This window comes from Salipaludibacillus sp. CF4.18 (assembly GCF_051262595.1).
Lineage (GTDB): Bacteria > Bacillota > Bacilli > Bacillales > Salisediminibacteriaceae > Salipaludibacillus > Salipaludibacillus neizhouensis.
Window position 1 is genome coordinate 1 of sequence record NZ_JBIMEV010000029.1, and the last position, 12,312, is coordinate 12,312.

Genomic DNA, 12,312 nt, shown 5'->3' on the forward strand with positions numbered 1-12,312 from the left:
AAACGGAGGCATTAATCCAAGAAGGATCGATGCCTTTTAAGTTGAAGTTACTTATTGAATGTATTGTTTAGAGGAAATCAAAGATCGGTCACTCAAAGAAAAATCCCTTTTTAATAGACTTAGAAAAGGTTCTTATTATTCAAGAAAAGCCTTCGTTACTTCCTTAAGATAGAGTTTACATCAGTTATCCTTTCAACCTTAATTGCAACTAGTTCTTTGTGGTAATAATTTAAAAGCTACTTATGGTCTTTTTACCTTAAAAATCATAAAGAAAAACCTTAAAGGCTTAGAGCCATTCAAGGTAACTTGTAGTGTTTCTACTCTATTTCAATCCCATCATAAGCATCCCGAACCCATAGTATAAATTAAGCTATCCGTTACATATTTAATGCGCAGTATAAGTCTACTACGCAATCTGGCCCTATTCACATAGAAAGGGCGCAATTCTTATTACAGAATCGCGCCTTTATCTACAGTATGATTTTAAACAGTATTTAACGTATGTGAACATATCAAAATGGTACAAAAATGATAGATTTTTATCTTTGCGGAAACATTATATATAGTCAAACTTTATAGTATTTAACGTATTCAAAGATACATCAAGGATAGTAAGCGAAGCGCGGTAGGGTATAGTAGTTCGACTGGTTATCTAATGAATAAAACGTATCAGCTTATCAACAAAATTTTTAACCTTTTAGAGCCTAAATTACGTTTCCAAAACGCCTATCTATGACTACATGTATGCAAAGATAAAGTCTGTACTCTATCAACTTTATAAGAATATTTTCAAGCTGGTACTGTAGATAAGGACCAGATTGTTGAATTCTTTACTCAAACAACTCATCCACAACATGTTTTAAAATCTCGTAAGACTGAATTTCCTTGCTCAATTCGTAAATATTAGACAACACAATTAATTCATCTACTTGATACATCTGTTGGAATTCAATTAGATCACGGCGAATTGTTTCTGGATCCCCCATGATTGTATATCCTAGTCGATGATGAAGAATTTCTAATTCAAATTGTGATAACGATTCAAGGAAATTTACAGTTGGTGGAATAAGCTGACTTAAATTATTTGTATAAATATCAATATAAACCTGTAAATGACTTGCAGAAATAAAGGATGCCTCTTCCATTGAATCTGCTGCAATCACATTAATACAAGCGATCACATAAGGCTCTTGTAAATAAGAAGACGGTTGGAAATTTTCTCGATAAATAGCGAGCGCTTCTTCCATCGCATGAGGTGAAAATTGAGCGCCAAATGCATAGGGTAAACCAAGGTTTGCAGCGATTTTTGCTGAATCCATTGAGGCTCCCAACACAAAAAGAGGTACTTGCGTTCCAATACCCGGATAAGCACGAGCCTCTCCCTGCACACTCTCATCCCCGACATAACGCAAAATATCTTTAACTTCTCTTTCAAAGAAAAACACTCCATTATGATTCGAACGACGAATCACATCGGCAGTTTTTTGATCCGTTCCCGGCGCGCGACCTAATGCCAAATCTACACGATTTGGATATAATGTTTCAAGCGTTCCAAATTGCTCTGCTACGACCAATGGAGAATGATTTGGCAACATAACACCGCCTGAGCCTACACGTATGTCCTTTGTATTTGCTAATATATGCTGTACGATTGATACGGTAGCTGCACTTGCATAAGCGTCGTGGTTATGATGCTCTGCAAACCAAATCCGTTTATAGCCCATTTTATCTACAGCTTTGGCCAATGACACTGCAGAATCAATTCCTTGCTTCATTGTTTCTCCTTGTCTTAATGGAGCTACTGATAAAACAGATATTTCAAATTTTTTCATCATTTCACCTCAAAAAATTAATTTTCTTTATACAACCGAAAACGTACAACAGTATGTCCCTTTATTTAGGATGTACATTTCTTTATTGATTTTGTATGATATTAAGCATATATTTTCTTAATCGCTAAATACATAAGAAAAATAAGTTTATTTCGCGGTTTAAGTTTATTTTTTAAGTTTTTAAGCCAAGAAAAATGTATATCGAACACTTTAGGTAATATCTATCCTAGTTTTAAGAAAGGAAACAAGAGTATGATTGATGAAATAGATAAAAAAATACTAGAGGAACTATCAAAAAATAGTCGAATGACAATAAAAGAATTAGGGGGAAAAGTGCATCTCTCTTCACCGGCAACCACTTCAAGAATAATGAAGTTATTAGACAACGGTATAATAACAGGATGTAGTATCGAAGTGAATCATGTGAAGTTAGGACTTGCTATACATGCATTTCTTAATATTTATATCAACAATATAGATCATCATCCCTATTTAGCTTTTATAAAAACAAAAGATGATTATGTAATAAACAATTACAAAATTAGTGGAGACAGTTGCTATTTGCTTGAATGTAAATTCCCCTCTAATGAAGTATTAGATCAATTCTTAAAAGACTTAAATAAATTTGCAAACTATAAAGTGTCGATTGTTATTAGTGTATAGTTTACTTAATAAAACAGAGATGTTTGGTCATACCTTCTATAATAAAGCCCTAGCTTGGACGTGAAACTTACCAGCTAGGGCTTTTGTATATAATTTTTTTATCTGTTTGGTCTATTTGAACGTTAATTCCTTTGAAAATAAAGTTAAAGCGCTAAAATACATTATTTTATCTATGTATTTAAACTCTGCCGATATTATACACTTAGCTCTGTCAAATAAGACAAATAAAAATAGAAAGCGAGTTGTAAATATGAAAATTACACAAATTCGAAATGCAACAATCGTTGTAGAATATGCAAATAAAAAGTTTTTAATAGATCCTATGTTAGCAGAGAAAGGTACGTACCCTGCTTTCCCTGCTATGATCAGACAAAATCTGTTTAATCCTGTGGTGAGTTTGCCAACATCAATTGATAACATTCTGGATGGCGTAGATGCAGTAATTGTTACTCATTTACATCTTGATCACTTTGATGATCTGGCAAAAAAACTATTGCCTAAAGATATCAAAATGTTTGTTCAAAATGAAGCAGATGCAAAAGAAGTAAAGGCAAGTGGTTTCAAAAATGTAGAAGTACTACAACAAGACACTGTTTTTGAAAGTATCCAATTATTAAAAACAAAAGGTGAACATGGTAGAGGCGAAGAGTTATTAAAATTAATGGGTGAAGTTTGTGGAGTAGTATTCAAGCACCCAAGTGAGAAAGTCTTATATGTAGCTGGTGATACAGTTTGGCAAGATGCTATCAAAGAGGAGATTCATACACATCAACCAGAAATCATTGTGGTTAATGGTGGAGATAATCAAATGTTAGAATTAGGTTCGCTCATCATGGGAAAAGAAGACATCTATGAAGTTCACAAGGCTTCTCCTAATGCTCAGATTATTTCTGTTCATATGGAAGCTGTTAACCATTGGACATTATCTAGAGAAGAATTAAAAAACTTTAGTAAAGAAAAAGAATTTTTAAGCAACATTTTAGTACCAGAAGATGGTGAATCATACTCATTTTAATATGAACACCGACAATATTGTCGTGTTGATATTTAAAATTTAGAAATAAGAAGGTCATAATTATCTACCAATCTACCATTTAATTGTGACCTTCTTCTAATTATAAATATAAGCGATGCGAATATATGAAATAACATGCACAAAGGATGACAAATAAATTCGAAAAGCTATAAAGCTATTTCGTTTAGGAGATAGAGTTGTGGCAAAAAAAGTTGAAAATACATCAACACATCAGCCTTTATGGTTGCAAGAATATATTGATTTTCCTAAAAAACAAAACCAACTTTATAAAAAAACATTAAAAATCTTGATTCTTTCTCAAATCTTTGGGGGAGCAGGACTTGGTGCTGGGATAACAGTTGGAGCGCTTCTTGCAAAAGAAATGTTAGGTTCAGAAAATGCAGCAGGAATTCCAATTGCCCTCTTTACTTTTGGAACTGCCGTAGCTGCACTACTTATAGGAGCATCCTCACAACGTTTTGGTCGTAGAGCTGGACTTGCAGGTGGTTTCCTTATAGGTGGATTAGGTGCTATAGGTGTTGTAATTGCTGCTTTAATCAACAGCATTGCCCTTTTATTTGTTGCTCTTCTTATTTATGGAGCAGGTATGGCTTCTAATCTTCAAGCTCGGTATGCAGGGACAGACCTTGCAAATGAGAAACAACGAGCGACTGCTGCAAGTATGGCCTTGGTTTCTACTACTTTAGGAGCTGTAGTAGCTCCTAACTTAGTTACTCCAATGGGAGAATTTGCAGAATCAATTGGTGTTCCAAATTTAGCTGGTCCGTTTATCATGTCAGGAGCAGCTTTTATTATTGCTGGATTAATTCTCTTAATTTTTCTTCGTCCAGATCCACTGTTTGTATCTACAGCAATTGCGAATGCTGAGAAAAAAGACCATAAAATTCAGACAAGAGGAAGTCTAAAAAATCCTACCATAAACAAAAAAGGAATTATGGTTGGAGCTGTAATAATGATTTTAGCTCAACTAATCATGACAGCTATTATGACAATGACACCAGTTCACATGGGACATCACGGTCATAGTTTGAGCGAAATGGGATTAGTTATAGGGTTCCATATAGCAGCGATGTATCTTCCTTCACCATTGACTGGTTTATTAGTAGATAAGTTTGGTCGCACTGTTATGGCTATTGCTTCAGGTGCTACACTCCTTGCCGCTGGATTGGTGGCAGCTTTTGCACCTGCAGACTCATTATTATTGCTAATCCTAGCACTAGTATTACTAGGTGTAGGTTGGAACATCGGTTTATTAACGGGAACTGCTCTCATTATAGATTCAACACATCCATCTGTACGTGCGAAAACACAAGGAACATTCGATGTCTTTGTAGCACTATCAGGAGCAGCAGGTGGAGCCTTGTCAGGAATGGTTGTCGCACATTCTAGTTATACGGTACTATCAATTTCTGGTGCCTTTATATCATTGTTACTTATACCTGTAGTTGTTTGGTATTCTAGATGGAATCAAGTAAAAAGCTAAAGCTATATAGTTTTCCTATACATTGAAAAATCTTACCAGACATTAAATTCACTTATTTTTTGGGGAAGTAAATTCGATTCGAAATGCTTTTAGTACGGGAAGGCTTATAATTCCCTTTATACTTACACCCCCTAAATCTACAAACTTTAAATAAAAACCCTCTCAAAATGATAATATCTATGAGAGGGTTTTGCTAACTTATGCTCCGAAGCGTTGAAAATGCTCCGTTAGTTGATTCTTGAACTAAACAACCCTTTTGTAGAACAATCAAAAATCCTATATTAACACCGGATTATTAATCAGATCAGATTTTTTATAAATTTCGTGACTATATTCCAAAGCCACATTTATTCCACAATATGGCCCTATTGCTGAACAAGAAAAATCCTACATATCAACTTTTTATCATAACATCGAACTTTATTTCAAAGCCGTAACAACCGGGCAATGAATAAAAGAAACTGACCCGAACTCGGGTCAGTTTCTTTTACGTCTAGTAATATAAAACTTCCACTTTGTTACACTGAACACATTCTTTATATAACGGTCCATTCTTATACTCATGGTTACAGTTTTCTTGAATATCTTTTAAGCTTGACTCTAAAAAGGCCAGTTGCGTTTTCGATTGTTTAATTTCTTCTTCAATCTTTTGGACTTTCGCCTGCATAACGAACCTCCTTCATCTTACTGATAAACTTTTCCACCGGATTTTTTAAATTCCTCTGCTTTGTCTTTCATGCCTTTTTCAATGTCTTCTTTTGTAAACAATTCATTCTCTTTCGCATAATTACGAATGTCTTGAGAAATTCTCATGCTGCAAAACTTTGGTCCGCACATCGAACAAAAATGAGCGGTTTTTGCCCCTTCAGCTGGTAGCGTTTCATCATGGTACTCAATCGCTCTTTCAGGGTCTAAAGCAAGATTAAATTGATCTTTCCAACGGAACTCAAAACGAGCTTTTGACAAAGCGTCATCTCTTTTTTGTGCTCCCGGATGTCCTTTGGCTAAATCAGCAGCATGTGCGGCAATTTTGTACGTAATGACCCCTTCGCGAACATCATCCTTATTCGGTAAACCTAAGTGCTCTTTTGGGGTGACATAACAAAGCATTGCTGTCCCATACCAGCCAATCATTGCCGCTCCGATCGCAGAGGTAATGTGATCATAACCTGGAGCAATATCTGTTGTTAACGGTCCAAGTGTATAAAAGGGCGCTTCTTCACAGACCTCCAATTGCTTCTCCATATTCTCTTTAATCAGATGCATTGGCACATGACCCGGTCCTTCTACCATCACCTGGACGTCGTGTTTCCAAGCCACCTTTGTCAATTCACCAAGCGTATCTAACTCGGCGAATTGCGCTTCATCGTTTGCGTCCGCAATCGATCCTGGTCGTAATCCATCCCCTAACGAAAAGGAAATATCATAAGCTTTCATAATTTCACAGATCTCTTCAAAATGAGTATATAAAAAACTTTCTTGATGATGGTGTAAACACCATTGGGCCATAATCGAGCCACCACGAGAGACAATTCCAGTCAAGCGTTTGACGGTCAGAGGAATGTAGCGTAATAGAACACCTGCATGAATCGTGAAATAATCGACTCCTTGCTCAGCTTGCTCAATCAATGTATCGCGATACACTTCCCAAGTAAGGTCCTCGGCGACCCCATCTACTTTTTCTAACGCCTGATAAATAGGTACTGTTCCAACAGGAACCGCTGAATTGCGAATAATCCATTCTCTCGTTGTATGAATGTCTTTTCCAGTTGATAAATCCATTATATTATCAGCGCCCCAACGAGTGGCCCACGTCATCTTTTCTACTTCTTTTTCTATAGAGGAGGAAACAGCTGAATTTCCAATATTGGCATTAATTTTGACATGAAAATTACGACCAATAATCATTGGTTCTATTTCTGGATGATTGATATTAGCAGGAATAATTGCACGTCCTAGAGCAACTTCCTCGCGGACAAACTCTACATTTACATTTTCTCTTAGCGCAATAAATTCCATTTCAGAAGTGATCATTCCTTGTCTCGCGTAGTGAAGCTGAGAGACATTTTCTCCTTGTTTTGCACGTAATACGTTTCTCTTTAAACCAGGGAATACTTTTTGCGTCGCCCTTGGATCATTTTCATCTTTATAACCATTATCTTCAGGTTTAATTTTACGAATTTCATACTCCTCCACATCTCCACGGTCTTTAATCCAAGAACTTCGAACGGCAGGTATGCCTTTCGTTATGTCTACAGTATGACTCGGATCCGTATAAGGACCACTTGTGTCATAAACACGTACTGGTGCATTTTCTTCTTCCCCAAAAGTCCCTGTCGTTGGACTTAATTCAATCTCACGCATCGGAACCTTCAAATCGGATTTAGAACCAGTCACATAAACCTTTTTACTGTTTGAAAAATTGGACATAATGGAAATATTTTCTTCGTTGAATGATGCAGTCGACATCTAAATCTCTCCCTTTTTTTAAAAAATAGAGGACCAGACACAGACCACACCATGCGGAAAAGTTTATAAATGTACATGAAAAAGCCGGGCCCCTTATAAAATGGTGGACCCGGCTAATATGCATGCAGAAGTTAATTCGCAATGATAGTAATTCTAACTTCCCTACGCTGGTATGATCCAGATCAGGTCCAAAGAGTCAGGAAACTTTATCGTGTTTCCTTCTCAGCCCAACTTATTGGGCTCCCCTAGTTATTTCTATTCGATTACCCTCAGTATATAGAATTGTTCAGAAAAGTCAAACATATTTTAGGTTTTTCCCCTGTTTCATCCAGTCATTAATTGAAAATACATGGCCTCTTTTATATGTACTTTATTGTTTTATTAGCATGGGAGGTTGTTTGGAGGACTTACCGCTCAGCTTTGTTCGAAGAAAACAACAATCTCTTGAAAACCGATAGTTTTATAAATTAACTTGATAAAAAGGGCACTGGAAAAGTAAACCTTCACTTTTCCAGCGCCCTTCATCATTCATGTATCTTTCAATCTAGTTAACCGATTATTTACTTTTTACGGATCGGGCAGCTTTCTCTGCCTTTTTAAAATCTCTACTATAATGAACTTCCTGGGCGGAACTTAGTCCATTATTTCTATCCGTTAACGTTTGATGCAGTTCCATGATTACATAACCCCTTTCAAATAGCGAGATAGTAATTCCTTTCCCGCTCCTAAAAATAGATAAACATCAGACTTCACTAGAAATAGAACTATTCGCGTCGGCCACACTTATGAACCACCGAACAATTATTTCTCATATTTAAATGCTGAGATTTGTGCGGTTAATTGTTCTGCCATTTTAGAAAGATCAGTAGCCATATTATTCATTTCCTGCATCGCTGCACTTTGTTGTTCCATCGTAGCAGACAATTCTTCTGTACCAGCTGAAGATTGTTCCGTTACACTGGCAATGTTCTCTACATATTCCAAAGCACGGTTACTTCTTTCATTGATACTATTTGTAGAGGATGAAATCGCAACTATTCTTTCTGTTAATTTTTTAATATTGTCCGCAATATCAGTAAATGATTGACCGCTTCCCTCAATGACAGTCTCCCCTTGCTTTACTTCCGTAACAACTTCTTTCATATCTATCGTTGCTTGCTTTGATTCATTTTGAACGGCTTGAATAATTTCTTTAATTTCTTGCGTTGAATTGGTAGTGTCTTCCGCCAGTTTTCTAACCTCATCTGCTACCACCGCAAAACCTTTTCCGTGTTCACCTGCTCGTGCTGCTTCTATTGCTGCATTAAGCGCCAATAAATTTGTTTGTGAAGAAAGATTCTCGATCGCTTGAACAATTTCGGTAATACTATCTGATTTTGCACCTAAGCCTTCGATTGTTCCTGCTGTAGCAATTACTTTTTCTCTGATACGCTTCATCTGAGAAATAGAGTCTTTCACTCTTTCTTCTCCTTGCTTAGAGGAAAGCTCCGTATCTTTTGATGCTTTTTCCATGACCTTTAATTCTTCATTCATGCTAGCCATATCCGCGGATACTTGTTGAACAATATTTAATGTTTCTGCAGTATTCGTTGCTTGAGCACTTGCTCCCGACGCTATTTCTTGAGATGTCGCAGAAACTTGCTCACTTCCTTGTAACATTTCCTTTGAAGATGCAGACAATTCTTCACTAGAAGCAGAAACACTCTCAGAAATGTTTGAAGTCTGAATAATGAGGTTTCGAATACTTTCTCTCATAACATTCATATCGTTCGTCAATTGTCCAATCTCATCTTTCGATTTAACTTCTAGAGGCTCGGTTGTTAAATCCCCGTTAGCGATTTGTGTACTAAAGGCTTGAATTTCTTTTATTGGTCGGGTAATATTTCTACCAATATAAACAGCAATCAGTATACCAACGATCACAGAAACAAGTGATACAATAACTGAAACCCATAGAGAGACAGAAAATTGATTGGCTTGTTTTTGTTGAGCCGCTTGAACATCTGCTGCTGCAATTTCAATGATACGTGCAGTACTTGTTACAATCACTTCTTCAGCCGCTCCTAAAGTATCTAGATTTACTTCTTCACCTGCTTGCACGGTTGGGATGACATCATTAGAAAAAGCCTCGTCTACTACAGTAAATTGAGTGAGGATATTATCAAAAAGCTGTTGTTTCTCTTCCGTATTCATAAATTTTTCCAACTCATCGAAGTACCCTTCTTGATCGCTCATTAATTGTTCATAAATACCAATGAATTCTTCGGCACCGAGAAAAGTATACAATAACAAGTATCGAGATTTATCTCTTGAGATACTTCTTATTTCAGAGGAAAGGTACTGTTCAGTATACGCCTCACTTACTTCCTCCGTCGTTCCTTGAATACTCGTTTGAAAATAACTAATAACCACCATATCAATGTAAAATAGCAATATTACCGCAAAAAAACCTAAAAACAATTTTGTCCCAATCTTCTTCATCGTGCATCCCCCATCAATTTTTCATCTATATTCTATATATCGACAGAATATGACACGCAATTAAGCTTTTGTAATAAAAGTTTTTATTTTTTTACAGCCTTGTTTAATTTTAACTTCACTCTATGATAAAAAACTAGATAACAGCTTTTACAAAGCCACCACCTAGTTTTTTAATTAAAGTTATTATCATAAGCTTATCTTTTTTATAGAGAATTAGGACTGTAGGAAAAAAATCATTTATATCAAATTATATAATCCAGACAAAATTAATAATAACTACTGTCACAATTAAATAGATGATATTAAGGGGAATACCTACTTTCAGATAATCAGAAAAACGATAGCCTCCAGGTCCATACACAATCAAGTTCGTTTGATAGCCGATAGGCGTCGAAAAGCTTGCTGATGCTGCTATGGCTATAGCCACGAAAAATGCCATAGGATCCACTGCCAGCTGGTCTGCAATGGCAAGCGATATTGGAAACATTAATACTGCGGCAGCATTATTCGTTATAATCTCAGTAAACACAGTCGTTAGAAAGTAAACAGCGATAATCGCCCCTAAAACTCCTGCCCCTTCCGTAATCTGGACAAAATGATTAGCAAGTAAAGTAGCTGCTCCTGTTTCCTCTAGCGCAATTCCTATTCCTATCGCACACGCGATTAACAGCAAGACATCAAACTGAATATATTTTCGAGCGCCTTCAAAAGTGACAGTCTTCGTTAAAAAGAGGATCGTCACAGCCAAGACCGCAGCATTTAACATTGGTAAAATACTAAATGCTGCAAGAGATATCATTAAAAGCAATGTTATAACGGTAATAATAGATTTCTTAGGATTCACTATTTCGGGGTCTTCTATTGGTGAAACTAAATAAAAGTCTCCTGAGTTAGACCACCTATTGCTAAAATCCTTGTTAGCTAATAAAAGCAGTGTATCTCCCGCCTTTAATTTAATTTCGCCCACTTTGTTATTTATTCTTTCGTCGTTCCTGTGGACAGCCACTATACCGGCATCATAGTTACTGCGGAATTTACTTTCAATCGCGGTCTGTTGGATTAAAGATGACTGATGGGAAACGACTGCTTCTACTAACTTAGCACTTCCATTTTGCAGGTTTTCTAACTTCAAACTTGTTCCGGTCTCTACTCTTAAGCCTTTTATATTTTGCAATTCAACAATTGTTGATAACAACCCTGTAAAAATTAATCGGTCATTCGCTTTTAGTTTCATAAATGACGGAACGGGAACAATGCGGTCTCCGTTTCTAATTACTTCAATCAGATATAGTCCTTCTAAATTCTTTAATCCCGCTTCTTCGATTGTCTTTCCACTTAGCGGGGAGTCTGTTTCGACTGATGCTTCGGATAAATATTCACGGGAACTTTCATCGAAAGACTCTTCCGAAGTTTTTCTATCCGGTAAAAGCTTATATCCTATCGTAGACATATATAAAATCCCGATCAAACCCGCTGGCAGACTAACAATTGCGAGTTGAAACATGGAGAAACCTTCCATCCCGTGCTCTAACATAAATCCGTGAATTACCAGATTCGTAGAGGTACCAATTAACGTCAATGTCCCACCGAAAATTGTTGCATAAGAAAGTGGGATTAAAAACTTTGACGGAGAAATGTTTCGCTCTTTACACCATTTTCGAACGACCGGTGTAAACATTACCACGATTGGTGTGTTATTTAAAAAGGCTGACAGAGCTGACATAGGAACCATCATTTGTATAAGCGAGGTTCGCTGGTTTTTACCGGAACCTAACGATTTAGTTACAAGACTATTTAATACACCACTTTGTTTTACTGCTCCAGCAACAATAAACAAGAGTGCCACAGTCAGCATGCCTTCATTGGAAAATCCTCTTAATGCATCAGTTGGAGACAATACTCCACTCAACAATAAAACTGCCAATGCACAAAAGACAACAAAATCCGGCCTGGCTATTTCTTTCACAAGGCAAACTAACATCCCAATGATGACTATTAATACGAATCCTATTTCAAAAGACATTATTCACCCACTCCACATTTCAATTCCGAGTAAACTCATTTGTTTTATTATATTAGGGTTGGGATTAAAATGTCCATATATATTTTGGTTATTTATTGTGAATAGTTAAATGGAAGTTCATTTTAAAAGGCTATACATCAAAAATAGTCCACCTTCCATAACGAATTCTTTTCTATATATGCTAGTGGGGGTCTTTCTGATACATTCATTCATGACGATCGGTATTTAATTAAATACACCAGAAATTAAATAAGTGTGCCACAGTTCAACATGCCTTCATTGAATAACCGTCTAAACCCCCGGGTAACAAAGCAATTTAACATCC

9 protein-coding genes and 1 riboswitch are annotated in these 12,312 nt (G+C 36.4%); of the genes, 3 read left to right on the forward strand and 6 right to left on the reverse strand.

Features of this window, described 5'->3' with window-relative positions:
- Positions 1–830: 830 nt before the first annotated feature.
- Positions 831–1,832 (reverse strand): LLM class flavin-dependent oxidoreductase, encoded by a 1,002-nt coding sequence (locus ACHABW_RS16155; protein WP_435756751.1) that lies wholly within the window; start codon positions 1,830–1,832, stop codon positions 831–833.
- A gap of 252 nt (positions 1,833–2,084) precedes the next feature.
- Here ACHABW_RS16155 and ACHABW_RS16160 point away from each other — a divergent pair, with 252 nt between their 5' ends.
- The 3 genes from ACHABW_RS16160 to ACHABW_RS16170 all read left to right on the forward strand — a co-directional run bounded on the left by ACHABW_RS16160 (position 2,085) and on the right by ACHABW_RS16170 (position 5,014).
- Complete coding sequence (locus ACHABW_RS16160; RefSeq protein WP_435756671.1) at positions 2,085–2,495, forward strand: Lrp/AsnC family transcriptional regulator; 411 nt, start codon at positions 2,085–2,087, stop codon at positions 2,493–2,495.
- 250 nt (positions 2,496–2,745) lie between these two features.
- Entirely contained in the window at positions 2,746–3,510 is a 765-nt protein-coding gene (locus ACHABW_RS16165) for an MBL fold metallo-hydrolase (protein WP_435756673.1), read from the forward strand.
- A gap of 169 nt (positions 3,511–3,679) precedes the next feature.
- Entirely contained in the window at positions 3,680–5,014 is a 1,335-nt protein-coding gene (locus ACHABW_RS16170; RefSeq protein WP_435756753.1) for an MFS transporter, read from the forward strand.
- 493 nt (positions 5,015–5,507) lie between these two features.
- Here ACHABW_RS16170 and ACHABW_RS16175 read toward each other — a convergent pair whose 3' ends face one another.
- From ACHABW_RS16175 to ACHABW_RS16195, 5 genes are all read right to left on the reverse strand, one after another.
- Positions 5,508–5,681 (reverse strand): serine protease, encoded by a 174-nt coding sequence (locus tag ACHABW_RS16175; RefSeq protein ID WP_435756675.1) that lies wholly within the window; start codon positions 5,679–5,681, stop codon positions 5,508–5,510.
- Positions 5,682–5,698: 17 nt separating this feature from the next.
- Complete coding sequence (gene thiC, locus ACHABW_RS16180; protein ID WP_435756677.1) at positions 5,699–7,483, reverse strand: phosphomethylpyrimidine synthase ThiC; 1,785 nt, start codon at positions 7,481–7,483, stop codon at positions 5,699–5,701.
- 142 nt (positions 7,484–7,625) lie between these two features.
- Positions 7,626–7,740, reverse strand: a riboswitch (TPP riboswitch).
- Positions 7,741–8,039: 299 nt separating this feature from the next.
- The gene (locus tag ACHABW_RS16185; protein ID WP_435756679.1) at positions 8,040–8,159 is read right to left on the reverse strand and encodes a YfhE family protein; all 120 of its coding nucleotides are present in this window, start codon (positions 8,157–8,159) and stop codon (positions 8,040–8,042) included.
- A gap of 125 nt (positions 8,160–8,284) precedes the next feature.
- On the reverse strand, positions 8,285–9,964 hold the full coding sequence (locus ACHABW_RS16190; RefSeq protein WP_435756681.1) for a methyl-accepting chemotaxis protein: 1,680 nt from the start codon (positions 9,962–9,964) through the stop codon (positions 8,285–8,287).
- Between the two features lie 247 nt (positions 9,965–10,211).
- Positions 10,212–11,987 (reverse strand): SLC13 family permease, encoded by a 1,776-nt coding sequence (locus ACHABW_RS16195; protein ID WP_435756683.1) that lies wholly within the window; start codon positions 11,985–11,987, stop codon positions 10,212–10,214.
- Positions 11,988–12,312 lie beyond the last annotated feature (325 nt).

Bases quoted from the DNA above. Each gene is read 5' to 3' on its own strand.
- ACHABW_RS16160 (WP_435756671.1), top strand. From the start codon at position 2,085: ATGATTGATGAAATAGATAAAAAAATACTAGAGGAACTATCAAAAAAT.
- ACHABW_RS16155 (WP_435756751.1), bottom strand. From the start codon at position 1,832: ATGAAAAAATTTGAAATATCTGTTTTATCAGTAGCTCCATTAAGACAA.
- thiC (WP_435756677.1), bottom strand. From the start codon at position 7,483: ATGTCGACTGCATCATTCAACGAAGAAAATATTTCCATTATGTCCAAT.
- ACHABW_RS16190 (WP_435756681.1), bottom strand. From the start codon at position 9,964: ATGAAGAAGATTGGGACAAAATTGTTTTTAGGTTTTTTTGCGGTAATA.
- ACHABW_RS16175 (WP_435756675.1), bottom strand. From the start codon at position 5,681: ATGCAGGCGAAAGTCCAAAAGATTGAAGAAGAAATTAAACAATCGAAA.
- ACHABW_RS16165 (WP_435756673.1), top strand. From the start codon at position 2,746: ATGAAAATTACACAAATTCGAAATGCAACAATCGTTGTAGAATATGCA.
- ACHABW_RS16195 (WP_435756683.1), bottom strand. From the start codon at position 11,987: ATGTCTTTTGAAATAGGATTCGTATTAATAGTCATCATTGGGATGTTA.
- ACHABW_RS16185 (WP_435756679.1), bottom strand. From the start codon at position 8,159: ATGGAACTGCATCAAACGTTAACGGATAGAAATAATGGACTAAGTTCC.